General features: G+C 48.9%; 32 protein-coding genes. 1 reads left to right on the top strand and 31 read right to left on the bottom strand.

Going from position 1 to position 22,877, the window contains the following annotated elements:
- Positions 1 to 113 precede the first annotated feature (113 nt).
- The 12 genes from LY85_RS19185 to LY85_RS04550 form a co-directional block, all read right to left on the bottom strand.
- The gene (locus LY85_RS19185; RefSeq protein ID WP_185741097.1) at positions 114 to 284 is read right to left on the bottom strand and encodes a hypothetical protein; all 171 of its coding nucleotides are present in this window, start codon (positions 282 to 284) and stop codon (positions 114 to 116) included.
- 105 nt (positions 285 to 389) lie between these two features.
- Positions 390 to 725 carry a hypothetical protein gene (locus LY85_RS19765; RefSeq protein ID WP_347562408.1) on the bottom strand — a complete coding sequence of 112 codons (336 nt, stop codon included), beginning with the start codon at positions 723 to 725 and terminating at the stop codon, positions 390 to 392.
- A gap of 31 nt (positions 726 to 756) precedes the next feature.
- Positions 757 to 1,038, bottom strand: a complete 282-nt coding sequence (locus LY85_RS04595; protein ID WP_141825651.1) for a hypothetical protein — start codon at positions 1,036 to 1,038, stop codon at positions 757 to 759.
- Between the two features lie 13 nt (positions 1,039 to 1,051).
- Positions 1,052 to 1,891 carry a GH25 family lysozyme gene (locus tag LY85_RS04590; RefSeq protein WP_141825650.1) on the bottom strand — a complete coding sequence of 280 codons (840 nt, stop codon included), beginning with the start codon at positions 1,889 to 1,891 and terminating at the stop codon, positions 1,052 to 1,054.
- Positions 1,888 to 2,028, bottom strand: coding sequence for an XkdX family protein (locus LY85_RS04585; protein ID WP_141825649.1), 141 nt, complete (start codon positions 2,026 to 2,028; stop codon positions 1,888 to 1,890). The genes LY85_RS04590 and LY85_RS04585 overlap by 4 nt, the downstream gene beginning before the upstream one ends.
- Positions 2,028 to 2,393: a M3 family oligoendopeptidase gene (locus LY85_RS04580; RefSeq protein ID WP_141825648.1), complete on the bottom strand. Its 366-nt coding sequence runs from the start codon at positions 2,391 to 2,393 to the stop codon at positions 2,028 to 2,030. Before LY85_RS04580 ends, LY85_RS04585 begins: the two co-directional genes overlap by 1 nt.
- An 8-nt stretch (positions 2,394 to 2,401) precedes the next feature.
- Positions 2,402 to 3,502 (bottom strand): DUF6273 domain-containing protein, encoded by a 1,101-nt coding sequence (locus LY85_RS04575; protein WP_141825647.1) that lies wholly within the window; start codon positions 3,500 to 3,502, stop codon positions 2,402 to 2,404.
- On the bottom strand, positions 3,499 to 3,978 hold the full coding sequence (locus LY85_RS04570) for a hypothetical protein (protein WP_141825646.1): 480 nt from the start codon (positions 3,976 to 3,978) through the stop codon (positions 3,499 to 3,501). Before LY85_RS04570 ends, LY85_RS04575 begins: the two co-directional genes overlap by 4 nt.
- Positions 3,979 to 3,981: 3 nt before the next feature.
- Complete coding sequence (locus LY85_RS04565) at positions 3,982 to 4,380, bottom strand: hypothetical protein (RefSeq protein WP_141825645.1); 399 nt, start codon at positions 4,378 to 4,380, stop codon at positions 3,982 to 3,984.
- On the bottom strand, positions 4,380 to 6,110 hold the full coding sequence (locus LY85_RS04560) for a hypothetical protein (protein ID WP_141825644.1): 1,731 nt from the start codon (positions 6,108 to 6,110) through the stop codon (positions 4,380 to 4,382). Before LY85_RS04560 ends, LY85_RS04565 begins: the two co-directional genes overlap by 1 nt.
- 15 nt (positions 6,111 to 6,125) lie before the next feature.
- Positions 6,126 to 6,509, bottom strand: a complete 384-nt coding sequence (locus LY85_RS04555) for a hypothetical protein (RefSeq protein WP_141825643.1) — start codon at positions 6,507 to 6,509, stop codon at positions 6,126 to 6,128.
- Positions 6,509 to 9,220, bottom strand: a complete 2,712-nt coding sequence (locus LY85_RS04550; protein WP_141825642.1) for a hypothetical protein — start codon at positions 9,218 to 9,220, stop codon at positions 6,509 to 6,511. Before LY85_RS04550 ends, LY85_RS04555 begins: the two co-directional genes overlap by 1 nt.
- Before the next feature lie 130 nt (positions 9,221 to 9,350).
- Here LY85_RS04550 and LY85_RS04545 point away from each other — a divergent pair, with 130 nt between their 5' ends.
- The gene (locus tag LY85_RS04545; protein WP_141825641.1) at positions 9,351 to 9,980 is read left to right on the top strand and encodes a hypothetical protein; all 630 of its coding nucleotides are present in this window, start codon (positions 9,351 to 9,353) and stop codon (positions 9,978 to 9,980) included.
- Between the two features lie 18 nt (positions 9,981 to 9,998).
- Here the strand turns inward: LY85_RS04545 and LY85_RS04540 are convergent, their stop codons facing one another.
- The 19 genes from LY85_RS04540 to LY85_RS04450 form a co-directional block, all read right to left on the bottom strand.
- The gene (locus LY85_RS04540) at positions 9,999 to 10,547 is read right to left on the bottom strand and encodes a Gp15 family bacteriophage protein (protein WP_141825640.1); all 549 of its coding nucleotides are present in this window, start codon (positions 10,545 to 10,547) and stop codon (positions 9,999 to 10,001) included.
- Complete coding sequence (locus LY85_RS04535; RefSeq protein WP_141825639.1) at positions 10,540 to 10,968, bottom strand: hypothetical protein; 429 nt, start codon at positions 10,966 to 10,968, stop codon at positions 10,540 to 10,542. The genes LY85_RS04540 and LY85_RS04535 overlap by 8 nt, the downstream gene beginning before the upstream one ends.
- 19 nt (positions 10,969 to 10,987) lie before the next feature.
- Positions 10,988 to 11,479 (bottom strand): hypothetical protein, encoded by a 492-nt coding sequence (locus LY85_RS04530; protein ID WP_141825638.1) that lies wholly within the window; start codon positions 11,477 to 11,479, stop codon positions 10,988 to 10,990.
- A gap of 1 nt (position 11,480) precedes the next feature.
- Positions 11,481 to 11,792 (bottom strand): hypothetical protein, encoded by a 312-nt coding sequence (locus LY85_RS04525; RefSeq protein ID WP_141825637.1) that lies wholly within the window; start codon positions 11,790 to 11,792, stop codon positions 11,481 to 11,483.
- A gap of 140 nt (positions 11,793 to 11,932) precedes the next feature.
- Positions 11,933 to 12,349: a minor capsid protein gene (locus tag LY85_RS04520; RefSeq protein ID WP_243122480.1), complete on the bottom strand. Its 417-nt coding sequence runs from the start codon at positions 12,347 to 12,349 to the stop codon at positions 11,933 to 11,935.
- Positions 12,328 to 12,714, bottom strand: coding sequence for a DUF6751 family protein (locus LY85_RS04515; RefSeq protein WP_141825636.1), 387 nt, complete (start codon positions 12,712 to 12,714; stop codon positions 12,328 to 12,330). The genes LY85_RS04520 and LY85_RS04515 overlap by 22 nt, the downstream gene beginning before the upstream one ends.
- Positions 12,715 to 12,832: 118 nt before the next feature.
- Positions 12,833 to 13,189, bottom strand: coding sequence for a hypothetical protein (locus LY85_RS04510; RefSeq protein ID WP_141825635.1), 357 nt, complete (start codon positions 13,187 to 13,189; stop codon positions 12,833 to 12,835).
- A gap of 15 nt (positions 13,190 to 13,204) precedes the next feature.
- Positions 13,205 to 13,480 carry a hypothetical protein gene (locus LY85_RS04505; RefSeq protein WP_141825634.1) on the bottom strand — a complete coding sequence of 92 codons (276 nt, stop codon included), beginning with the start codon at positions 13,478 to 13,480 and terminating at the stop codon, positions 13,205 to 13,207.
- Between the two features lie 10 nt (positions 13,481 to 13,490).
- Complete coding sequence (locus tag LY85_RS04500; RefSeq protein WP_141825633.1) at positions 13,491 to 14,528, bottom strand: coat protein; 1,038 nt, start codon at positions 14,526 to 14,528, stop codon at positions 13,491 to 13,493.
- A 13-nt stretch (positions 14,529 to 14,541) separates the two neighbouring features.
- Positions 14,542 to 15,162: a phage scaffolding protein gene (locus LY85_RS04495; RefSeq protein ID WP_141825632.1), complete on the bottom strand. Its 621-nt coding sequence runs from the start codon at positions 15,160 to 15,162 to the stop codon at positions 14,542 to 14,544.
- A 359-nt stretch (positions 15,163 to 15,521) separates the two neighbouring features.
- On the bottom strand, positions 15,522 to 16,697 hold the full coding sequence (locus LY85_RS04490) for a phage minor capsid protein (protein ID WP_141825631.1): 1,176 nt from the start codon (positions 16,695 to 16,697) through the stop codon (positions 15,522 to 15,524).
- Positions 16,697 to 18,100, bottom strand: a complete 1,404-nt coding sequence (locus LY85_RS04485; RefSeq protein WP_141825630.1) for a hypothetical protein — start codon at positions 18,098 to 18,100, stop codon at positions 16,697 to 16,699. Before LY85_RS04485 ends, LY85_RS04490 begins: the two co-directional genes overlap by 1 nt.
- A 12-nt stretch (positions 18,101 to 18,112) precedes the next feature.
- Positions 18,113 to 18,439 carry a hypothetical protein gene (locus LY85_RS04480; RefSeq protein WP_141825629.1) on the bottom strand — a complete coding sequence of 109 codons (327 nt, stop codon included), beginning with the start codon at positions 18,437 to 18,439 and terminating at the stop codon, positions 18,113 to 18,115.
- Between the two features lie 4 nt (positions 18,440 to 18,443).
- The gene (locus tag LY85_RS04475) at positions 18,444 to 19,778 is read right to left on the bottom strand and encodes a PBSX family phage terminase large subunit (protein WP_141825628.1); all 1,335 of its coding nucleotides are present in this window, start codon (positions 19,776 to 19,778) and stop codon (positions 18,444 to 18,446) included.
- A complete protein-coding gene (locus LY85_RS04470; RefSeq protein ID WP_141825627.1) occupies positions 19,756 to 20,649 on the bottom strand; it encodes a terminase small subunit in 894 nt (297 codons plus the stop codon). Before LY85_RS04470 ends, LY85_RS04475 begins: the two co-directional genes overlap by 23 nt.
- A 742-nt stretch (positions 20,650 to 21,391) precedes the next feature.
- Entirely contained in the window at positions 21,392 to 21,601 is a 210-nt protein-coding gene (locus LY85_RS04465) for a helix-turn-helix transcriptional regulator (protein ID WP_141825626.1), read from the bottom strand.
- Positions 21,598 to 22,086, bottom strand: a complete 489-nt coding sequence (locus tag LY85_RS04460) for a class I SAM-dependent methyltransferase (protein ID WP_185741096.1) — start codon at positions 22,084 to 22,086, stop codon at positions 21,598 to 21,600. Before LY85_RS04460 ends, LY85_RS04465 begins: the two co-directional genes overlap by 4 nt.
- On the bottom strand, positions 22,083 to 22,334 hold the full coding sequence (locus LY85_RS04455) for a hypothetical protein (RefSeq protein ID WP_141825625.1): 252 nt from the start codon (positions 22,332 to 22,334) through the stop codon (positions 22,083 to 22,085). The genes LY85_RS04460 and LY85_RS04455 overlap by 4 nt, the downstream gene beginning before the upstream one ends.
- Complete coding sequence (locus LY85_RS04450; RefSeq protein ID WP_141825624.1) at positions 22,334 to 22,747, bottom strand: Lar family restriction alleviation protein; 414 nt, start codon at positions 22,745 to 22,747, stop codon at positions 22,334 to 22,336. Before LY85_RS04450 ends, LY85_RS04455 begins: the two co-directional genes overlap by 1 nt.
- Positions 22,748 to 22,877 lie beyond the last annotated feature (130 nt).

Raw genomic sequence — 22,877 nt, 5'->3', positions numbered from 1 at the left:
GATAAGTGCGCTACTTGGAGTGGTCTTGTCTATAATCCTGGTGATTCTGGCGTGCTGGGTGCTGCCGGCGGTGAGTAGGGCGACGATGTGCCGGGAGTGGCGGTGTAAATGCTCTATCTTTTCCACTTCCACGCCATGTACTGTTCCATCAGATCATGGGTGGACAGGTTGTTTTCCTTTGCCCACTCTATCATAAGTTTGCGTAGCTTCGGGAAGCCGCTGCCGAACGGATCGACAATTAGCCGTACTCGTTTATCATAGCGTTTCCAATCTTCAGCATTCACGTTATAACCACCTTATCAATATTCTTTTGATAATATTATACTACAGAATTTGACAAGGCTGTGTGAAAAAAGCCCACCGGTTAATCCGATGCCCTTTCGTTAAGTCTATTCTGTTTTCTCGCTCCCGGACAGCGCCGCATCCGTCTTAACCTCCGCGGCCTGATCTGCTCCGGTCTGTGCGGCTTCAGCGGGTGCGGGGTCAACCGTTCCAATAATCGGCGCACTGAGCTGCGTGATCGATGCCGCCCCGGCGCTGGCAGCATCCACGAGGCCCTCACCGATGATGTAGGCTACGACGGTTGCACCGGCCATAATCAATGCAGTGATCTGCGTCGCCTGCGCCTCGGTGCCACCCAGGGCGACGACAAGCAACGCGGCAAACGATACGATTGCCGCCCACAGTTTCCGGGATGTAAGTTTCCGTTTCCAATCGATTTTCATATGTATCCTTCTTTCCTGCCGGGTTGACCGGCTATTTTAATATAAGTGCCAGTATTGCAGTTACCAACCCTCCGGCCAGTGTCGTAATAATCGCTTTTGTAAGCCAGTCCCATTTTTGCCCGGGCTGAGCGGTGATAGCTTTGACGTCTGATTTTATCTCTTTGACGTCGCTGTCCAGCCCGTCCACCTTTGTGCTGACTGTCGCTACTGCTGCCGTCAGGCTGCGGATGTCTTTGATTTCCTGCTCCATGCCATCAATACGGTGGTGAGCTGATTTCGCGCTGTCCAATGCCTCCTGTGCAATATCCGTCATGTTTTACCCTCGCTTATATAATATTCACCACAAACTGCTTGTCACCGTTAACATAGATTCCCGTGCCTGTACCCGGCTCACCCACGGCCACAATGTAGTACAGCCAATCGTCGCCCTGGGTAACACGGTGCAGAATTGTTACGACGCCCGGCGTACCGTCGGTAACACGTGGGGCTTCTTTTGTTGTGATTTTGACCTGATACGCCTTCCCGTGCTCAAGAGTAATTGGCATTGTGGTGTCGCAAGTGTAAGATTTGACCCCAAAGTCCCGATAAGACACATCCATATCAAGTCCATTGCTGGTAACACCGTCTGCCTCGCCATCACTCGCATACTGCCACATGTCGCACAGCGCGGACCGGTCGGTATTGTCCGGCGTCGCCTTGCTGTACCATGCCATCCAGATCGGGATGCCTGCAGCCTTGATACGGGCGACGTCAAGATACTTGGCAACGTACAGCCAATTGTAATTGCTGTAGATCATTGGCTGGTATCCGGCAGCCTTAATCCTCGCGCAGAAGTCAAGCACCATGTCGGTCAGCTTGTCCCGGCCCATTGAAAGCAGATCGTTGTGCTCCACGTCCACGGCGACCGGCCACGTAATCCGATATGGCTTAATTGCTGCCAGACAATCCCGTACCTGATCGGATACGCTCCCCGTGCGGAGGAAGTGATATACCCCGATCGGCAACCCTGCGGAAATCGCGGCCGCAGCGTTGGCCTTGAAACATGGGTCTATGTAGTTGACTCCCTCGGTCGCCTTGAGCATCACATACTGGATACCGGCTGCCTTGACGCGCTTGAAATCAGGACTCCCCTGATACCTGGCAATGTCAATTCCTTTTATCATCATGCGAATTCCTCCCCTGTAATCGTCTGAAACTGCTCCGGTGTAATCTGGCCGTATGGATTGCTGTCAGTCTTTACGGCCTGCCGGAGCTGATCGATCGTTACCCACTTGCGGGTAAAAGCAAGTGACCAAAATGCCATCAGGATGCACCTCCTTTCGCCGCGATATTTTCAAGTTGTAACTGCGCCACGGTCGCGCCCAGCGTGTCTACTGTGGAATTAAGCTGCATATTATCCAGCTGGAGCTGTGCGGCTGTCTGACCTAAGATATCATTCTCGGCCTGTAATTCATTGATTTTTTGCAGCAATTCCGGGTTGATAATCTCGATTGAATTGATGATGAACCAGTAATGGTACTTGCTATCCTCCTGCCACTCCCGGAATGGCGACACGTTGTACCGCTTATCGCCGTCCTCAATGACAGAGCCGTAAGATCGCTCCGTGTCGCTCTGAATCATAAGGACTTCCGTCCACACGTTGTTAAGATTAATATAATTAGTTATCATAATTCACCTCACAGTACGGTATAACAGCCGTTACCATCGACCGATAGCGAGCAGAGGACGGAAGAATCAAGGACGCAGAGCGGGCGAACGCCATATGTCCCACCGTTGTACGCATCGACATACGACTGTGCACCAGCGGTATTTACGGCCCTAACTATGCTTGTATAACTGGTCGATGTGGAACTGTGCGGAGTGCGGAGCAAATAGTTTGCTACTGGACTTGAAATCCGACTCGCATCATCTGAAAAGGCTGAAAGCTGTGTCCCTTCCGTATATCCAAATCCCGTATATCCAACCTCGGTTCCAGATGGTAGCCATATCCTTGCGGTGATCGTTTCGGTCCCGCCGCCGTCTAACGAAGGGATTCCGACCGTGACCGTTTTGGTTTTAAGGTAGTTTTTTTCTTTTGTACTGAATCCGTTGAGGAAGCCCGCCTTCGAGCTGTAGGGGTTCGCCGAAACAACGCTTGTGCTATCTGGGGCTTGATCTGCTGAGTGTTGCGCAGTGTACCATGAGCCAGCACCCGCATCAGAGTTAAGCCATTGATGGATATTGCTGTACTTATATCTATTGTTTCCTTTACTTTGACGGTTGGAATCGCTATTCAAAGGTTCCATCGCGTCAAAAGCATATGTACCCACCACTCCGTTTGAAATCAGAGTGATATCATTACCCGATTTATTGACTATCTTTTGTACAATCGGGTTTCCGGACGGATTTCCGGAAACAGAACCAAACTTAATTTTTGTTCCGACCGGAAAACTCCCCAGCGTATATCCGGCTTGCGGCGTCATGGTCGCAACACAATACTCGGTCTGGTATTCGTGCTTGCTGTTATACGAAAACGCACGATAATAATACTGTGTGCCGTTCTCCAAACCAGTGTCGGTGTACGTCTGCGCAGTTCCTTGATATATCTTCGTACCGTCACCCGGCTTCGCAGGATAACTGCCGGTCTTGCGGACAATCAGCACACCGGCGAAATTTTCATCAGCCGGGTTGCTCCATGTGAGTTTTACGGACGCGGCTCCAATAGTTGCATAAAAATTGCTTATTTGGGCGGGAAGCGTTCCGTAGCCGCCCCCGCCCTGCGCTGTATTAATAATCAAGATACATCCCCCCTGATGGTTACTGCAATCGGTATGTCAATCTCAGGCTTATCTCCGTCCGCCAGCAATGTAATGCTGTCCGTACCCTGCCCGCCACCACGTATCAGAGCAGCCCGCCACGCCGCCCACTGCGCCGCTGTTGCATCCGTTGTCGGCTGGACCTCTATGCGAGTCGGCTCCGGCTTCGCGCCCGCTACAGTGACCGTGATGCTATACGGGGATTCGGTGCCTGTCCAACCTGAGGCCGGGAGGGGTGCGGTGGCGAGGGTGGATTTATCAACAGTATCGGCGAATCCGGCTGCAATTCGCCCTTCAAGATCATTCATTTCCGTAGCATTGAATTTATTTCCCTCGGCGGTTATGGCACCTTCTGCGCGGGTCACGTTGTATGTATCTGTGATCCCCGTACTATCCAAACGGCGGCGGTTTGGGAATTCAGAAAGCCGGTCAACCCATGTTTTTATGCTGAATGCCATATCTTAAATCACTCCAATCAGCTGGCCGGAATAAGCTTCTCCGGCATACATCACATTGCTCTTGTTTGCGTCGTACAGCGCTTTCAGGTCGTTCAGAATCCGTTCTATGTCGTTTGCCTTATGGTATTCGTTCAGCGGCACAGGCGGCGTGTTGGGGGTTGTCTGATACACTATGTAGGCCGTCCGGAGTGTTTCAATGTTGCTTCTGATTCTCTCCATTTCGGAAACGGTGGGGAAGTCGGTACGAGCCCATTCCCGGGTACTGATGGTGACACCAAAGATGCCGGCCAAGTATTCACAATCCTGCTCAATGCGGTTCAGGTCGTCGGCGTTGTAGTGGCCTTTTGCCGTTTTATTCGCTGTGTCCGATTCTGTCCTATCGTAAATTGGTTGTATCCACATCACAGCACCCCCATATTCTGCCCGGCGTAAAGCTCACCGGCATAATAGGCCAACACGATATCTTTCCCGTTGCTGAGGGTGGTGATCTGCGCTGTAAATCCTCCAGTCAAATCGATTACCATCTTTTCGATTGCGTCCATCGTATATCCGGTGCCGGTAGGACGCTGCAAGGCAACCTTTTCGCCGGACTTCTCTTGATCAAGAATGATTTCAACCTCGGTCTGGAATCGGAGCTGGTAGTAGTCAAACAGCGACTTTGCGATATCCGCAGCATTACCGCCGGATATCAGCGTAGCCTGTTCGATTTTAATCGGGTTACGAATTGCGCCCGCCGGCAGCTTATCCACACCGTAGTTATAGACGTACGTCTGATCAGTATATTTTTTGCCAGTGAGCGTTACATCTCCGTCAGCCAGGACAGAAATAATCGCGTAATTCGTATGCTGCTCCGTAATCGTTGCGCCGGTCGCGGACAACTCCGCGTATGCCGCATCGAAATCAATTTCGTACTGGCCGGCCGGATACGTTCCGTTGATGATCTGACTTGATTCCGCGCTCAGAACATAATTATGAGCGGTCATTTTTACGTCTGAAACATAAGAAAGCAGTTTGGTTGACCCGCCGTCGAATTTACGGCTGCGCGGAATGATTCTGCCGAATGACTGAGTGCCCCTATAAATCCGGATTGTATCGCTGCGGCTGTCGTCCACAATGGCACCAAGTGCAAACGCGACCTGCTGCAGCGCTTCGCGGTGTGTGCAGATTTTGATCCACCCTGAGAGAGGGATGGATTTCAGCTCCTCCGCGATTCCGTATTTTGTGAATCCAGCGGAGGCCATGATTTCGTCAATGATGTTTTCTGCTGGCTCGTTGTTGTAAATCCTGCCGCCTCTGAATGTAGTTTTATCGATCTTTCCAACGGAATCGTAAGCTGTGAATTTCCCGCTATTTGAATCCGCACTGTCCCAGGTATCAAGGAAGAATGTCCCAAACTGTGTTGTTCCGGCATCGTCTACACGCCGTATATTAAGCTCCTGAGACTGCTGAAATAATTTGAACATACCTTGCGGGTTTATCAGATCAAACGCCCCTGCGGAGCTGTGGAGCGTAAAATCAGCGGTGTTGATCGATATTGTGTTTGACACCGGATCGACTTCCTCGGTGATTGTACAGTCAATTACGTCCTCATCGATAAAATCTTTAATCACACCGTATTTGATATCTGCCAGTTTGATGTAGCGGTACGGGTGCAACGTGTGGATGAACTCAATTTCGATCTTTCCGAAGTCCTCCACGCTGCTGTCACAGAAGTAATAGAGCGCATCCGGGTGGAATGTCTGAGATAAAACCATTTCTCCCGTCAGTGTAAACCACCGAACTTTTATTTCATCTGGGTAATCATCAAGGAATGTCAGAGTCAAACCGGCCGCGGTGTGCTGCTCGGTAAAGTTGATTGTGATTTTGGGGTTTTCCGTAAAGTTCCCGTTTTCATCAGACTGCGAATTGCTCCAATACCCCATGCTCTGGGATCCCGGAGCGTCCGGGAAGGGGGGGAACGATCCATCAAGCAGGAAAAAGTTATCTTCCAATGTGGCGTATTTCGGAATGGACATATCGTTATTTTTCAGCTGTGCCATGTCCACAAAGCTTTGCTTATCATCCGAGGACAATTCGCTTTCTTCTTTTGCAGTCACGTCGAGCAGTTTCAATGTAATAGCGGTATATTCCATTCCGATCACTTCCTTTTATGGTTTCCGCGCCGGTGACTTCGCGGTGAATTTGACGGTGAGATTTTGCCAATAACTGCGTTCGTTGTAAATCCGGAGCAGCTCGTCACCAAGGCTGGAAAAATACGAGATGAACTGATAATTTCCGGTTTCATCCGGGACGATTACCGTGTGAAATTCAACCGGTTCGGAGAGTTTTTCCCACAATCGCGCGTACTCTTCATGATCTGTGGTGACTCCAAATTTCACAGTGTAATTAAAATACACGCCAATTAATTTGCGCTGCAGGTCGCCGTCTTCGGTGCGCTTTGCGTATTTGTCCAGAAAATCGCCGGTCCGTTTCACGCTGATAACAGGGACATTGAACGTGATGCCGTCAAGGATAACGTATTTGCTTATCATCAGCGTCCGCCTCCTGTTACCATCGATACACCTACACGGTTTTGTTCCCTTGTTATTTCAGGATTGAGAACGCGGACCAGGGCGCCCATAGTGCCGCCAAAATTAACATTGATATTCTGGTTTGCCACGACTTCGGCAACAGCCTGCTTGATTGTTTCAAGCGGGGCCTCGATATTCGTGCCGTGTTTCTGATCTCCTACCATGGCAAGATACTGATTATTTGGCGGAATCACTGCGCCGTTGGCAAGACGAGGAATAGAAAGCCGGCCCATTTTTGGAATATCAAACCCGAAAGACTGCCCCCTCATATCCCCAAAAATATCCCAATCTGGAATGTCAATATGAATACGGTTCAATAAGCTAATGATAGCGTTAATTCCATCAATAAAACCGTTGATGAATCCTTCAACCAGCCCAATCATAAAATTAATTGAGGATTTAAACCCGTCTTCAAGGGGGGTAAGCACATTATCCTGAAACCATTTTGCAGATGAATTCCATGCATTTTGAATCCATGCCCATGCTGCGGCGCCAGCTTCTTTAACTTGATTCCAGTGTGTAATCAACAGCACCACAATGGCGATGATTGCGGCAATGGCGAGGATCACAAGACCGATAGGGGAGGTAAGGAAAGCGACAGCCGCACCGAAAGCAGTGGTTACGGTAGTGGCAATAACGCAGATTGCGTTCCATGCGGTCACTGCAGCCGTAGCCGCCCATTGTGCAACGGCATCGGCTATTTTGGCGGCGGTTGTAACTGCCCACTGGGCTGCGTTGGTAAGCAAGGCCGCGGTACTCTGCGCTACACTGACTACGAAATCTTTTGCATACATGGCGGTCAGTGCAATTGTTTCAGCCTTGTCTGTTAATTTGGCAACAGTCCCGGCAACTACGGCTCCAGTGATACCCGTCAGAGCAGCGATTACTCCGCCAGACATTTGAACAAAAGCTAATACTTCCGTGAGTTTCCAGGCTGCAAAGAACAGACCAACCGTCACTGTCATCCCTTGAACAAGTCCTTGATTTTTACTAATCCAATCAGAGATATTACTGAGCGCATTCTTAATGTCAGTTAACACCGTGGTGATGACTCCGCCTGTCCATTCAGCAAGAGGCTTTAAAAATTTATCAAAGAGCCAAAGAGCAAGGGGCTGCAGAGCTGTTATTATACCATTTAGAATGCTAATTCCACTTGCTAAAATATCGAGAAACGCAGGAACCACGTTGTTATCTTCCCAAACTCCGATAGGCATTAGAACGTTTTCATAGAACCATAGTAGACCCCCGCCAACGTTGATTGCGAAAGGTGTGAGTGCTTCCCAAACATTATGCAAAGCAGTATTAATTTTACCCCAGTCAATTTTCGACAATCCATCTTTCCAGGCGTTAATAAATCCAGGCAGACCAACGCCAAGCGTCCATTTCCCGACTGGTACTAAAAAACTGTTATAGAAATCAAGTAAACCCTGCCACGCAAACCCACCAAGTCTCTCAAACTCTGTCCACAGCCCTGCTAAAGCAGCTTTCGTAGGCTGAAATGCGGCAGCAATATTATTCAGAATTCCCATAATAGTATCAGCTGCCGTCTGCACTGCAGGGCTGACGGTAACACCTGCGCCAAGTTCTCCACCGGTTGAGATATCTCCAGTTCCTGTACCGACCCCGCTTGCCGCGTCTGCTGCGTCAGCCGCACTGGAAGCTGTGTCTTTTTGTAGTACATCCAAATCATCGAACGAGGCCGTCGCGCTATCTGCAGCTTTTGACTGCTTTTTTAGCGCATCGGCTGTTTTATCGGTTGAATTTGCAAGGCTATTCTGTGCCTTCGCAGCTGACTTAGTGGAATCCGCAATAGCGTTTGTCTGTGTAACCTGTTTGCCGAATATTGCGGTAGTAACCTGCGCAAACAGGTTAAATACTTTGGTGAGGGCATTGATTATCGCATTCAAGCTGGGTAAAACTGCTTGAGCAATCGGGATCAAAGCATTACCGAGAGCAATTTTGAGATTGTTGAAATTATAGGTAAGTTTTAAAACTTCGCCAGAATAGGTATTGGCAATTTTCGCAGCGTCGCCGGTCTGGAAACGTGTTTCCTGCATTATTCCGGTTACTTCGGCCTGAATTTTTTGCTGTTTTGTTAGGTTCTGTACGCCTACGCCAATACTGGCAGCATAATCAGCCCACATAACAGAAACATTCTTAGTTACACCGGCATTGTCGACCAGAATAGAGTTTTCGTTTTTTAAACCCTCGGTTGCAGAGGATACCGCTTGGCCAAGAGTAAGGCTCGCTTGCCTGCCAAATGCCGCGCTGTCTTTCAGGGCGGTTAAGGTAGATTGAATCTGCGGGTCAGTGTACCCGCGCATTGCGAGATTCTTATATGCGGTAACTGCATCAGTGGCGGGAATAAGACCATCAGAAATGTAATTCTGCAAGAATTTGTTTGCTTCCGCAAAGCTGCGCCCTTGACCATCTACGATGCTTTTCAGCCCGATCATGGCATTTGATAGGTCTGTGGACGCTTTTACAGAAGCCTTTCCGAAGTTGATGAGTGCTACAACACTAAAAGCTATTCCAATGGCAGAGGCAAGCCCCATCATAGAATTTTTGATCGCATCCAGTCCCGAGGTAACAGATTTTATCCCCTTAGTCATGCCGGACGAATCCAGTCTGGTATTTATTCTGATTGAGCCGTCATATCCGCCGCTTGACAATAGTACCACCACCTTATAAGTCAACTTTACCGCATATATACAGGCGGTTGTCCGCAAGATCATTTATTTGGATATTTGAAATTCAGAATAAAAGTGGTATTATATGGTAAAAGAGTAGGGAGGGGATATCTTGGATAAGACGCTAAAAGGAACTTTTAGGTCAATTACGATGTCTGATAAATCTGTAGTCATATCTAAAAACAGCGGTTCGATAATCAATGAAATTGAATTTTCTGATATGGCAAACTTTATTTTTGAAAAAGGGACCGCTTTTAAGTATGGCAGGTTGACTATCTGCACTTTGGATGGTCATGGGTACAATGTTAATCACGGAAAAGCGGCATCCGATAAAAACAGCATCGCGTTTAATTCATCCGATGCAAATGAGTTTGAATTGTTATATTTAGAATTGAGAAATAAAGTCGATTTAAAAACGTATGAAGACTTAAAGCCAAAAACGGTTGACACTCCAGAGATAAACCCGATAAATTCTGAAACTCCCAAAAAAGAAAAGAGTTTTTGGCAGCGCGCAGCAGAAGAGGGCAGAGAGCATAATGCGGCTAAGGCAGCACAGCCCAAACAGCTATCAAAAAAAGAACGCATTAAAGAAAACAAGGCCAACGGTATTGCCTGTTGCCCTAAGTGTGGCTCTACGTCGCTCAGTGCAAACCGAAGAGGATGGAAATTAACCACAGGATTATTGGGGAGTAGCAAGATCATTGTTACCTGCATGAACTGTGGTCATCACTGGAAACCATAAAACAAAAGCTCGCGCCAATCAAAGCGCGAGCTTTTCCATAAATTCTTTTTCGTCTTCGCTCTCCGGCTGTGGAAGGGCGAACCGGCGCTTCATTTTGTTGTACGCCGCTCTTGTTTTTTTGTCCATCCCGGAAGTATCCGCCGAACGGTACCCGACGACCTGTGTAAATGCGCATTCGCCTAAATCTGCCATCATAGCGACAAACCGGAACCAGTGCATACGCTCACGGTCAATGTCAATTCCGTACATACGCCGGAATCCAGAATATAACCGACCGGAATCATACTCAAATGAGTAATACGAAATTCCATCGGACTCTTCCTGGTCTTCGCTCTGCTCTGTCGAGTCAGCTCCGCAGCGCATGAACCACTGCAAAGCCTCATATGCCGTTTTATAATCCGGAAGTCCGTTGCCGAAAAGCAGATTAAACGCAATTTCGAGCCGCTCGTATGGATTCAGCTCTTCGTCGGCCAGCGCCTGAGATATCTGAATCCCGATGCGGTAATCAGTGCGGATAAGATACCCTTCGTATTCCTCTGGCAGCCGGTCAAGCAGGATGTTAAACATTCCCGCGCCGCCCCGCCGAATACTTCTTCATCTTCGCCGCACGCTCTTTTCCGTATTTTTCGAAATACGGCTTCAGCTGGTCAAAAAATTCGGCGTACAGCTCGATACCGGGAACGATATCGCCAAATACTTTTCGGCAGGTATCCGGCCCAAAAATGCGGTCGACCTCAGACCGGAAATATTGATGGATTTCAAGATTAAGCTGCGTACCGGCCTTTGCTCTGGCCGATTCCGAGTCGGTGCTGTTGTCGATTTCTTCGGCACGTTTTTTATAGTCTTCCTGCCGCGTTTCGAAATCTTCCATCATGGAAAAGAATCGTGTCGGAAAGGTTTGATCACCGAACGGCAGCGTAATGTAATCTCCGTCGTCGTTCACTTCGATTTTGATCGCACCGGTATTTACTCTGATACTGTTAGGCATGAGTTCCATCCCTCCTCAATTAGGTTGCAGTGAAAGTTTTTGTGGTCGGATTGAATGTGCCCATGGTCCGTTCCCCGGTAAAATGAAGCGTGCAGGGAGCATTTACACCCTTCGTGTCGCCGCCGAACCCGGTCAATTCCACAACCGCGGTCTGCTCCCACGCGACATAAGAATTCTCGCCGTCGGTTTTGTACATCTTGACAAAGAGAAATGTACCGACCACGTCGTCAAGGATTGCGTTGGTTTCTTCCAGATTGTCGAGGAATTCCGGGAACTTCTCGCCGCCGTGGATATAAATCGGGTCGAGGTCCATAGACTTTTCATAGCCACTCAGTGTGGTTTCCGCCGCGCCGGTAATATCGTTTACGGTATCCACGGTTGCGTTTGGATTGATGCTGGCGTCTTCAATACCTTTGCCGATCAGCTCGTAGGCCGGGGTTTCACCAGGCGTTTTGAAGAACACAGCAAAATCTTTTCTTTTTGCTTTTCCTGCAACATAAGTAACTGCCATATTATCCCTCCTGTTCATATTTCAGGACATATAAGCCCTGATAATCTTCGTTTCCCGCGTCGTCGCGGTATGCAAGTCCGGGCGTGCTCGTCCGGGATACTTCTGTTACGATCCGCCCGGCACCGATATTCGGAAACGCTGCTTGCTGCTCCATCCATTCGCCAAAATCGTTCAGAATCGATTGAGCATTCAGACGGGCGTTGTCGTCTTTCGGCAGAACACGGTAGACAATTGCAAACGGGTATTGCGCTTCGTAGCTGCCGTCTATGTATTCCGCCGTCTTAACCGCTCCGGCCAGACCGCCCATGCTCATTGCAGGGCCGGCTTTAGGCAATGACTGGAAGGATAGCTTTTTAACGCCCGCAGGAAGCTCAGGAAATGAATTAAGCCAGATAATCAACGCTCTGGATATTTGCGTCTGTTCCGCTACACTGAGCGGCGTAGGCTCTACCATCATCCACCTCCTGCGAGTTTTTTCGCACCGTTAATCCAAGTCTGTTTATGCACTGCTTTGGCCGCTTCAAACCACTGCGCTTGCGCCTGTGGATGACTGCTGCGGTCAAAATCGAAACTCAACCCGTAGTACATTTTACGAGCGTATGGAGCGATATAATCGACTTCTCCGCTGCCAATATCCGTACCCAGCTTTGCAGATAGATCCAACTCCCCGGTGCGGAACGGCACAAACGGATCACAGTCTTTTATAACCTCGTTGTCAAGCCATTTCTGCGCTGCCGAGTATTGCCCGTTAAAGCGCATTATTTGTGGATTCCATTCAATTTTGACGGTCCCGGCTTTTGTTTGTACAATGGAACCGCGGGGAGTGGTAAGAAGAGGATTGTCCGCCATCAGTTCGCACCAACTTTCCAATGTTGCAGGCCGCCGAAGTCGAAAGTATCAACCGTAGTAATCTGGTACACGTCGCTGTATTTTGTTTTCAGCGTTTCCGGGTCGATATCCTCATCAGTTACAGCGCCTTTCACCACAATGTCACCCTCACGCAGCGTCCAGTGACCGGCGCGGTTTTTATCCCAGTCAATGAGAGAGAGATAGCCGGTATGTCCGTCAAAAGGAATTGTAATCCTTACGGTGTCCGCGTCTTTCAGACCGGTTGTGTCCACGTTGGTGCCTTTGGAAGAAACGAACAGCACGTCGGTTAATACGGTGCGCTGGTACCCGGAAGTGTAATCATCGGATTCGTACTTGTTGTATAGCGTGATTGTGTGGGGAAACATTACGTGTTCCTCCTTTTGAAATAGAAATAAGCTATAAAAGCCGCAATCCCTATTAAAAGAGAAATCGATCCCGTAATTATTTTGTAGTGGATATACCACACAATTAAATCATTCATGTTCACCACACCCCCGCATAAAGCAATCCGGTTCCGTAAAAATACGGTTCAATTGCTTCCAGAATCCGCGCATTGTCAGATTGGTTCATACTCTCAGATCGGAAATAACTTTTAGACCACGAATCAACTGATTCTGATGTAACCGTCTGCCCTGAGTGCTCACGTTCGATCTGCTGAATTACCTCGGCCGCCGCGCAGGTTGCGTCTTTCACGTCGGTGTTATCGGCTGTCGCACGGTCATGGGTAGCGCCCCGGATAAACCGGGATGCCTTTAAAGCCAGACCGGGGAAGTCGGCCTCACTGACGGCGCTGCCGTGATATGTACCTGTGTAGTATGCATAATCGACATACGCCGTCATGAGCCGTTACCTCCTTTATTCTGCAGGTTCGTAGGTTTTCTCAAAAATATCAGGCTTGCAGGGATAAAGCTCACCATTTACGCCGCAGATGATGAAATCCCCGGTGCTGGCTGTCATTATCCCTTCAAGTGTTTTTATTTTGAGAGTTCCATCTTCTCCGTAAAAAAGCTTTCCGCTTTGCCTTCCATTGATTATAAAATCAGGTGCTCCGTTTAATACGTTAGGCTTATACAGCGGAACGTTGTACTTAAAAGCCTCAATCACAACTGGCCTTTTTCTGTACTTAGCCATGAGGGCCTCCTTAACCGTTTGTGATAAGAGCCGCCATCGGGATTGCTTTCGGGTCAAACTTGATCGCCCAGTTTGCCGCGGCTGTGAGCTGTGCATCTGTGGGGGAGCCGCTGAAACCGGAAGAAGGAGGAGTAAAGCTAAATCCGTTCGGGTGGAAGGTCTTCCGGGTACGGGTGTAAAGCGTATCCTGTCCGCCGTTGGTCTTAGGATCGCGGAACACTTCGGAAGGATGGTCAACACGACCGGGAGCCGTGCGGATTACACCGCCGCCCAGCAGATAGGTAGTGTACTTCACAAGGTCCTTGTTTTCGCCGCTGCCGCCAACGGGAGCTGCCGGAACGCCGTCATCGATAATAACGGTATAGCCGTTCGCGTTGGCAATCGCAAGCGAGCGCTGTACACCGTTTGCGTCGGTCTGCTTCCAGTATTCAAGCACCTGCAGGTTTTCAAGCGTCTTTGCGACGTTAGAGTGCATAATTGCGAGGCTGAACAGAGATTTGTTATCACCCATGGCCTCAGTTGCGAGGTCGTTCAGATCGGTAACACCGATCTTATACGGTGTAGCGGTTGCGGAACCAAGATCAACAACATGGTTATCGTGCCATTTCTTAGCGTTACCGGACGCACCGGTCACGGCAAACACACCGGCCAGAATCTGCAGCAGACGGATTTGATCCTGCTTCTGCCAGTAGGTGGCGATATTGCGGGTAATGTTACCCATCGGGTCAGAACCGGTCAGTTCGGCCACAAAATTGCGGGCCGTGAACCCCTTGGCGCGCCCGAACACAACGCCGGACTGCGAATCGCCGGAAGTCTCGGCGGTGTTAATATCCGTCTGGCCGTCGTAATTGTCAGGGTCACCGCTCAGCACATTGTAGAACGGGATCGTGTAGAAATTACCGTCATTCTGAATCATGGACGCAATCTGTGAATCTTCCACAAGGGCGCCACTGTTCAGCATGGCGGTTTTTACGGGATCGGGTGCTTCGCTCCAAGTTTGATTAAAGAGCTCCTCGTCAAACGGGAAGCCAAGAAAAGTACCAGGCATATGTTGTTACCTCCTATTTTTGTACCAGCCCTTTGTAGATTTCGGGCTGCTCTGTTTTGAGTTTCAGTTTTTCCATGTAGGTCATTTTTGTGAACGCTTCTTTCGTGATTTCCGGCAGCGGCTTTCCAGTGATCGGGTCCGTAAACTTCGGCGCCGGTTTATCACTTGCAAAAGCGCTGGGGTCGTCAGCCTGTGCCTGTTTCAGAACATCATCAAATCCAACCAGTTTCCCGTCATCCAGTTTCAGCTGCTTTTCTTTCAACAGAGAGAGGAAAGCGGTCTTTGCGGCCTTGGAAGTGAATTTCACATCGGCCAGGGCTGATAAAGCGGCATCGTTGTAATCACGATCGGCAAGCTTCTTCTGATAATCCGCTTCGGAGGTCTCGTATTTTGCTTTCCAATCATCTGCGGCCTTTTTGATTCCATCCACATCAAGACCCTTAAACTGCTCGATCTGCTTATTCGCATCGTCAAGCTGCGCCTTGTACGTCTCGGCGGCTGTCTTATGCTTTTGTACGTCCGCGTTGTACACTTCGGCAGGCTTGAATTGCTTCGGAAATTCTGCGGTCAGCTTGGTTTCCTGCTCTGCGGTCAGTTCGATTCCGCAGCCGATCAATAATTCTTTGATGTTCATAAATACCCTCCATACATTTTTATACAGGTCTGTGCCTGTCAGATTGGCAGTATATACCGACTGCGGCGGTTCTTATATTTACAGTGTAGCGCGGAAATACAGGCGGTTGTCCGCAACATTAACATAGGAAGGGAGCATTACTATGCCGAATCAGACAACACGAAATTTTTTATTGCTGTTCAAAAGGGGAGAAAGGATAAGCGATATTTTTTTATTAAGAAAAGGGTTTACCCACAATGAAATCAAAAAATATAAATCTTGCGGATATATCGCCCAATGTGGGATAAATTCATCCAGAAATAACTTATATGTCATTACCGACTTAGGAATATCCGCCAGAGACAGTTAAAAGCAGAGGGCTAGCCCTCTGCTTTTTTTCTTGCCGCCGCCGTCGCCCTGCTTGCCTCGCTCCGGCTGAATCCGGGTATCTGTGTCCGTTCAGCCTGTGTTTTGAGCCTGTTTTCGCGGCAGAACGTTTCATATTCGATGCGCTGCCGTTTCAGTTTTACGGCCTGATTCTGATAGTCTTCTTTCAGCTTGGCAGCCACGTCACTCGACGCCGTCTTACTGGCCACGTCGGTAGCGTTCAGCTCACGCTTTGTGTTCCTGATCCGGCGCTCCATGCCGCGCTGCTTTTGCGATAGGTCATAAGCCTTTTTGACTTCCTCGGGGTTATACTGCGTTTCATTAGGTTCAGATATTCCCAAAATGAACGGAGAAAATGAATGTCTGCAATTTGCCCCACACAATCCGGTTACTGTTCCGTATCCAGTGGCATCAGAGAGCTTACGGTATTTTGTGCTTTTGCCACTTAAACTATATATTCCGCCTTGCCATCTGGCATGATCTGGACGAGCATTTGCATGCTTTGTTGTTTCCACAAGATCACAGCCCATTTCATCCGCACGCGCTTCGGTCAGCTTTGCGGCACCCTGATTAACGCCGGTCAACACTGCACGGCGTACCCCGGCTTCAACACTGATACGGGAACCGCTGGCATAATCAATGACCTGTATACCGTCTGTTGCGGTCTCTCTGACAGAACGAGAAATAGCAGATATGTAATCACTCATACCGCTTGATATTTCCATGTATGCCTTGTCCGACGAGGCAAAGAAGGTCTTTTGAGAATCGAGGGCAATTGATCGTGTGAATTTCTGCAGTTCTCCGTTTGTCTGCCGGTATAAGGCTTCAAGCACAGAGAGCATTTGCGGCGATTGGCTGATCGGAATGGGATTGAGCCCGGCGCATTTATAGATTGAATCATCGAATTTTAAGGATTGCGTACCGGCTTCTTCAAACAGCCGTTTAACTTCTGCCTGTGACATACCGGTCAGCTTTGAAACGCGCTTTAAGATTTCCTCGTAATGTAATCCGGCTTGCTGCGCCTGCCAGATTTGGAATTGCGCGGTATCGGTAATGGTGCCCATCTTTGCGATTCGTCGCGCTATGTCGGTCACTGCGAATGTCTGAAGCTGCTCATAAATTTCAACAATGCGGTCGGTGCAGTTGAATAAGTAATCGGGGGTGAGCATTATTCCTCACCCTCTCGGTCATCTAAATTCAAGCCTCTCGCCGCGCTTTCCTCCTGAGCTTCCCGGTACAGCTTGCGGGCCTCGTCCTTACTCATGCTCTCGTAGTTCATTGCGTACCAGTAAAACGGCACTTTGCCCTGCAGGACCATCTGCCACGCTCTGGCGCGGTCTTCGGTGACATTGACGGACAGATCCCGCATAGAGTAGTTTTCTTCATATGCTCCAGCCGGCGCCAGATTGTACAATGAAGCGTATGCATCCAGTCCATAGGCAAGTCCGCTTAGTGCGGTTTTCAGTGCTTTCTGGATATCCGTTGCCGTGGAAATAGTGCGCTGCTGGTCAGCTTCTACCTGTGTCGCTGTGACCATGCCTGTTTTTTCGTCAAAGCTAAAATATCCGTTGGAAAAGCCACATTGATTGCCAGCAATGTTGAGAAATGTCTGCATACTTTGGCGGTACTGCTCGATACGGATTTCGGGATTGAATTCGTGGTAGGTGCTCTTTTCATCGATATTGTATTCGAGTCCCTCAATCAGATCAGGAATAGGATTTCGAATCACTCTCCCTTTATCGTCGCGGCGCAGAATCTTGTCTGACACGAACACCTTCCGATCCGCTGTCTTAATTTCATGTCGCAGGCCGCGGGCAGTAAAATCAATGTCCTGAATCGTATCAATTGCTTTTGAGAAGATCGAGCAGCCGAGTGGGGAAGAACTGTCAACCTGATTTGCCCAGGGCATTTTCAAGTATGCGAACAGAGGACGTTCCAGATTGTCGATGCTGACTTCCGGCTGAATGTTCGCCCATTCCCGCACAGCGGCCAACGCCACCGGGCGGCCGATAGTTTCGGGGCTGTCACTGACGAAAGCTTTGTTGCTGATTTTGTAAACGCCGTTCTCAAACCGCTGGTACTCAAAGCGTGTAAAATACTGATTTCCAAGCTGTTTTGCAGAGGGGAAGATAGCACCGGTAATATCGCCGTTGCTGTCCAGATCAACCGGGATAAATTCACCCTGCTTTATGAAGTCCACGCCGTCACCGTTCGGTTTAAGCACCATACCGCCGAGTGCGCAGGCATATTCCAATTGGGTGCGGATCTTGTCCTGGAGAATAGACATACGCTGCTGCAGATAATCGGCGCGGGCAGAGCCGGTAATTTCGAAACTGAGTTCTATGGTTGCAAGGCGGGCGGCTTCACTGGATACAATAGCCGCGAACTGGGCAGAGCGCATTTCCGGATCGTCAGCCAGCCAACAGGCACGGCCCTCATAGATATCCTTCCAGCTTTCAACGGCCCCCATCATCACAGAGGATGCCGCAGGCTGGACATTGAAAATTTGATAGACTTCTTCAGGCGTAAACATTCTTCGCAGCATCCCCTTTATCCAGTTAATCAGGCCCATGGTATCACCGCCCTACAATACATCGATTGACTTCATTGCTTTGACCATTTTGGGTAATTGAATAGCCATCCAATCCACCATTTCCTCATTCTTTGCCCAACTGCAAGTATCAAGGCCGCTTTCGTTGAGAAATGCGTGGATTAATTCATGGCGGACAACGGAATCGCGGTATAATCGGATATCTTCTTTTTGCCGCGGATCATCTGTTTTATCCATGCGGTCAATTACGCATTTGTGAGTAGAGCTATCTGAATACCCATCGCAGTCTTTCAATTTTGGCTGTTCCTTGATGGTTGAATATTCAACGCTGTACTCTTGCCCTAATACATTGACTGTCATGTGATTACCTCCACTTGTCCAGATACCATTCGTTCCTCAGAATGGTCTGAACAAAATATCTTGTGTCGTCCATTGCATGGTCAAATTCTTTGATAACCGTATCCTCCGGTTTATCTGGGTCCCACGAATAAGACTCAAACTCCCGGATACAGTCGGTGCAGTTCTCACAAATCTGAATCTTCCCGGCAGAGAGTAGGGAAGAGACGTTCGCAATGCCGGGAATCACGTCATTGTTTGCTTTGTCCACTGGAAACCGCCCGTGCCGGTAAACCGTTTCGATGAAACTGCTGGCGGACGGGTCGACCACCACGCGATCTATGTATCGGTCGCCAGCCAACTTCTCGACCTCGGCATAATGCTCCTCGTCGGTGCGCTGCTGCTTCGTTTTGCGGCCGTCATAATAATACTCAGAGATTCGTGTCGCCACGCCGTCACGGACGCACCACAGCCCAGCAGAAAAAGGGTTAAGAATACCGTAGTCGATGGATATCCAGTACCGACCAGAGCCGCAGAATTTGGAAATGACATTCTTTTCCCGGCTGAACATGGGGTAGACGAGGCCAGTTGCCAGGCACCACATCCCGAGAATAAAGCGATTATAAAATACTCCGACATACTGGCTGCGATATCGGGCTTTGATGTCCTCTGCCAGTGAAAAGTTATCGTCCATTGTGAAGTGAAGATACAAAAGCCGGCGCTTTTTGCACCTCTGAATCCAATTCGTGTAAAACCAGTGCTGCGGCCCTTCCGGGTTGCAGTTGAACCAGAACTTCGACCCCGTCACAGAGCAGCGGGCGGTAGCTTGATTGACGAAGCTCTCTGGCATAAGCGCGACTTCATCGAAAAGAACACCGGCCAGCGTAATGCCCTGAATCAAATCCTGCGACCGTTCGTCTTTGCCGCCAAATTGATAAAAGTAATTCAATCGGTCACCACGGCGGACAACCATTAGGTTTTCTGCGCGGCGGTCCTGAACGGTATAGCCGCGGGATCGGAGCATCAGCCGCAGCCAAAACATAACATTGCGGCGCAGTGAACCGATCGTCTTGCCACAGATCGCGAAGTTTTGCCCATCAAAGGCCCCCATTGCCCACATGACATACGATAGGGACATGCAGAGCGTTTTACCCGATCGGATTGAACCGTCTGCAATAATGCCCTCTGAATCTTTTACCGGACTGCTGGGGCACCACCAGGTAAGGACCATCTTTTGTTTTGGAGAAAACGGTTTGAACTTGAAAAAACCCTGCTTAACCTGGTGCCTGAGCTTTACGACGTTGTTGGACAGCGCTTTGCGATACGCCGCGATCTGTTCATCAATCTTTGTCCAGGTCGTCATTCTGCTCCTCCCAGTCAGGGTTTGCATTATCTCCATCCTGCCAGACGTCGGCAGCCTGACTATTCAGGGCCTCCGCGAAACCATCATCTGGAATGGTGCTTTCGCCTGTGTCCTTTATGGATGATTGCGCTTTAAGCAACTCGATTTCCAGACGGCGTTTATCAATCTCCTGCTTATGCTTGTCAGCGGGGTTCATTTCAAAATAATCAGACAACCATTTTAAAGCATCCATACGGCTTTCAAGCTTTATAGCCATGCCTTGCTGCGTCTGTCGAACCTCTTTAATTACGCCTCCGTCAACCATCTGCGAATCACGGAATTGTAAAAAATCTCGCTCAGTTGAACCGGCTACTTTACCCTCACCGTCAATAATCGGAATGACTTTGGTTCCATAGTCCACAAAGTCGGTCATGTCGGCAAATGCAATATGCATGAAACGCTCGACTATATCGATGGGCTGCAGATTCATAGCTTCACGCTGACATTTCCGCAGATAGTTGAGGTAGGCTTTAATCTTGGGTTTTCTGAGGTTATCATAAGCGCTTGTCATAGCCGAGTTATAAGTGCAGCCGTACACCTTCAAATAAGCCTGAGTCGCATTCTTATTTCTGCTGTAAACCTCGCAGAACAGGCGTTCATTTTCTGTCAACGGCTCTACCAATTCAGCGGGAGGCGTTTCGGGTTTAGTTTCTTTCGTTGCGTTGCAGCGTTTTTTTGCAACGTTGCGTTGTGTTGCAACATTGCTGCCCCAGCCGCCGCGGCTTTTCCAACTGCGGACAGTTCCGGGGGATATGCCTAAAATTTCGGCGATTTCGGAAAGAGACTTTCCTTGTTTCTCAAATAATTCTCGCGCCTGTTCTTTTTTATCCAAAACCACCACCTGCCTGTGTTGGAATAATGGTGCATCACCGAGGATTTGAACCCCGCCACACTCAACGGCTATTTCCGAACCTGTGCACAGGTATAGTCGTGAGTAACGTTCCCCGAGTCACGTCAAAGTGCGATGCACATTGCCCAGCGCCCTGGGCTTGGATGATTCATTCGCTGTAATAGGCACTTTAAAAAATCATTTGGCCTTTTGGTGCCAGTGTCCGGCTCTGACCCGGTAAGCCCTCGGCGGTTGCCGTGCTCACTGGCATATAGCGCCCGGAGAAAGAGAAAAGCCGGGCGCCTTAAAAAGGGAGGATAGGGAAGGAAACTCACCCTGATTTTATTATAAATCCAAGTTGCCCGCCGTTGTGCGCGACCTGCCGGAAGAATTTACCCCGTAACCGGTTAAGCTGAGACACGCTTATGTAATAGTCAATCGATACCTTTTTTGAGTTGTCGGTTATCAAATAAGCAAGCAGCGCCTTTGAATTATACTTATCCGGCCAACATACTTCCTCGCACAATGACTGTATTTTTTCTTGCGTTTCCCGCGGAAGGTTCCGGTAATTCCTGCAGGCGTAATAGATGAGTCCCTGCTTTTCTTCCGACATATACCGTCGCATTTTTCCAAGAGACATTTGATCACCCCTTGCGTATCGTGTCAATAACTACTTTTACGATGATTACGGAAACACCACAGCAACTAATTGCCGCCATGAATAAAAACGAATCGCACAGAAACGTCAACATTTCTTATCGCTCCTTCCCAGTAAATAATCCGTCGTAACGTGGAAATAGTCGGCCAGGCAGCACAGTATGAACGATCTTGGGTCCGCTTTTCCCCGCTCGTACAGTCTCAGGGTATTCTCGTGGATGCCGACTTTTATCGATAGTTGCGGGATGGTAATTTTTTGGGCTGTGCGGAGGTGGTGGAGGCGGTCGGGGAAGGTCATGGGGCGTCAATTCCTTTCATAAAGCACAACCAGTGTGTTTTGTTTCCGCGCTTACGACAGCGGTTTCCGAATAACGGTTCTTGGCTAAACAGTGGAAGTACTTCTGACAACGGAATCCGTATCTCACTCCACTTGAATACAAGCGTTCCGTTTGGTTTCAATACTCTCATACATTCATTAAATCCCTTTGACAGCATTGTTTTCCAGTCGCCTTTGAGGCACCCGTATTTCAGCGCCATAATTGAGGTATCACCTGCATCCGGTAAATGCGGCGGGTCAAATACAACCAGATAAAAAGCATTGTCCGGAAACGGAAGATGTGTAAAGTCGCATACGGTATCTGGGGCGATCTCTATGTATCTGCCGGGATAGTATTCGTGGTACGGTACAACACGGTTATCGCAGTATTCAACACTTGGATTGTGTTTGTCAAACCAGAACATTTTGCTGCCGCAGCAGGCATCAAGTATCTGTTTTTGTTTCATGTTCTTCCCTCCTGTTCCGGCTTGCGGGCGTAGCTGGCCTTTTCCAGCACGTTGAGCGATATAAAATCGTTCGGCGCAAATTGTGAATACACACCGCAATCATCCCGAAAATGAAGACCGTTATCGCCTCTTACAAACTTGCCTTTTGAGAGCCAATACCATCCATTCCCGACCGAGCCGGTAATAATGATCTCTTTACCCCACGGTATTTCGCTGAATCTATTAATTTCTCCGACTTTTTTATACATTACACTCTCCCTTCCGGCTTGCGGGCGTAGGCAAGCAAGTCGTTTCCATACCCTTCAAGGCTTTCCCACACGTCATCTGTAAAATAAGCGCCAATATCACCATCCTCGTCAGGCTCTTGATCGATTCCTTTCAGGATTTGCCATCCGTCCATTTCTGGCACATTGGGATATACAAGATACACCGGTTCCCCGGCCATCTGCCTAAGATGTTCCAGCTTCAGCGGCTTGTTTTCCGGAGCGGTGCGGCGGTTCCATGCGGTAACAGCTTCTTCTTTGGTTCTGGCAATTCTTGGAGTTTCCACCCCACACACGCCACATGCAACGAAAAACTTTGGTCTTGACTGACTTGTTAAGGCCGTTCGGCGTATTTCAGCTTTATACCCGCAAAACGGGCACGGTTTTAATTCATCCATTTTTGATTTCCCCCCTTGATTTTTCTGAATTGTAAAATTCTTCTTGACATTTTTGTAAACCCATGATATAGTAAACAGGTATTCTAAGTGTACGAATTGTCTCACATTTTTTGTAAGCCATTCACATTGT

The organism is Clostridium sp. KNHs216 (assembly GCF_006714885.1).
Taxonomy (GTDB): Bacteria; Bacillota; Clostridia; order Oscillospirales; family Acutalibacteraceae; genus Caproiciproducens.
The sequence above is the reverse complement of the archived record's forward strand: the minus strand, read 5'-3'. Positions and strand labels throughout refer to the sequence as shown.

What these genes read in the sequence shown, in the direction of transcription:
- LY85_RS19765 (WP_347562408.1), bottom strand. Translation starts at nt 725, where the DNA reads ATGAAAATCGATTGGAAACGGAAACTTACATCCCGGAAACTGTGGGCG.
- LY85_RS04595 (WP_141825651.1), bottom strand. Translation starts at nt 1,038, where the DNA reads ATGACGGATATTGCACAGGAGGCATTGGACAGCGCGAAATCAGCTCAC.
- LY85_RS04590 (WP_141825650.1), bottom strand. Translation starts at nt 1,891, where the DNA reads ATGATGATAAAAGGAATTGACATTGCCAGGTATCAGGGGAGTCCTGAT.
- LY85_RS04585 (WP_141825649.1), bottom strand. Translation starts at nt 2,028, where the DNA reads ATGGCATTTTGGTCACTTGCTTTTACCCGCAAGTGGGTAACGATCGAT.
- LY85_RS04580 (WP_141825648.1), bottom strand. Translation starts at nt 2,393, where the DNA reads ATGATAACTAATTATATTAATCTTAACAACGTGTGGACGGAAGTCCTT.
- LY85_RS04570 (WP_141825646.1), bottom strand. Translation starts at nt 3,978, where the DNA reads ATGGCATTCAGCATAAAAACATGGGTTGACCGGCTTTCTGAATTCCCA.
- LY85_RS04565 (WP_141825645.1), bottom strand. Translation starts at nt 4,380, where the DNA reads ATGTGGATACAACCAATTTACGATAGGACAGAATCGGACACAGCGAAT.
- LY85_RS04560 (WP_141825644.1), bottom strand. Translation starts at nt 6,110, where the DNA reads ATGGAATATACCGCTATTACATTGAAACTGCTCGACGTGACTGCAAAA.
- LY85_RS04555 (WP_141825643.1), bottom strand. Translation starts at nt 6,509, where the DNA reads ATGATAAGCAAATACGTTATCCTTGACGGCATCACGTTCAATGTCCCT.
- LY85_RS04540 (WP_141825640.1), bottom strand. Translation starts at nt 10,547, where the DNA reads ATGTTTAACATCCTGCTTGACCGGCTGCCAGAGGAATACGAAGGGTAT.
- LY85_RS04535 (WP_141825639.1), bottom strand. Translation starts at nt 10,968, where the DNA reads ATGCCTAACAGTATCAGAGTAAATACCGGTGCGATCAAAATCGAAGTG.
- LY85_RS04530 (WP_141825638.1), bottom strand. Translation starts at nt 11,479, where the DNA reads ATGGCAGTTACTTATGTTGCAGGAAAAGCAAAAAGAAAAGATTTTGCT.
- LY85_RS04525 (WP_141825637.1), bottom strand. Translation starts at nt 11,792, where the DNA reads ATGAGCATGGGCGGTCTGGCCGGAGCGGTTAAGACGGCGGAATACATA.
- LY85_RS04515 (WP_141825636.1), bottom strand. Translation starts at nt 12,714, where the DNA reads ATGTTTCCCCACACAATCACGCTATACAACAAGTACGAATCCGATGAT.
- LY85_RS04510 (WP_141825635.1), bottom strand. Translation starts at nt 13,189, where the DNA reads ATGACGGCGTATGTCGATTATGCATACTACACAGGTACATATCACGGC.
- LY85_RS04505 (WP_141825634.1), bottom strand. Translation starts at nt 13,480, where the DNA reads ATGGCTAAGTACAGAAAAAGGCCAGTTGTGATTGAGGCTTTTAAGTAC.
- LY85_RS04500 (WP_141825633.1), bottom strand. Translation starts at nt 14,528, where the DNA reads ATGCCTGGTACTTTTCTTGGCTTCCCGTTTGACGAGGAGCTCTTTAAT.
- LY85_RS04495 (WP_141825632.1), bottom strand. Translation starts at nt 15,162, where the DNA reads ATGAACATCAAAGAATTATTGATCGGCTGCGGAATCGAACTGACCGCA.
- LY85_RS04490 (WP_141825631.1), bottom strand. Translation starts at nt 16,697, where the DNA reads ATGCTCACCCCCGATTACTTATTCAACTGCACCGACCGCATTGTTGAA.
- LY85_RS04485 (WP_141825630.1), bottom strand. Translation starts at nt 18,100, where the DNA reads ATGGGCCTGATTAACTGGATAAAGGGGATGCTGCGAAGAATGTTTACG.
- LY85_RS04480 (WP_141825629.1), bottom strand. Translation starts at nt 18,439, where the DNA reads ATGACAGTCAATGTATTAGGGCAAGAGTACAGCGTTGAATATTCAACC.
- LY85_RS04475 (WP_141825628.1), bottom strand. Translation starts at nt 19,778, where the DNA reads ATGACGACCTGGACAAAGATTGATGAACAGATCGCGGCGTATCGCAAA.
- LY85_RS04465 (WP_141825626.1), bottom strand. Translation starts at nt 21,601, where the DNA reads ATGACCTTCCCCGACCGCCTCCACCACCTCCGCACAGCCCAAAAAATT.
- LY85_RS04460 (WP_185741096.1), bottom strand. Translation starts at nt 22,086, where the DNA reads ATGAAACAAAAACAGATACTTGATGCCTGCTGCGGCAGCAAAATGTTC.
- LY85_RS04455 (WP_141825625.1), bottom strand. Translation starts at nt 22,334, where the DNA reads ATGTATAAAAAAGTCGGAGAAATTAATAGATTCAGCGAAATACCGTGG.
- LY85_RS04450 (WP_141825624.1), bottom strand. Translation starts at nt 22,747, where the DNA reads ATGGATGAATTAAAACCGTGCCCGTTTTGCGGGTATAAAGCTGAAATA.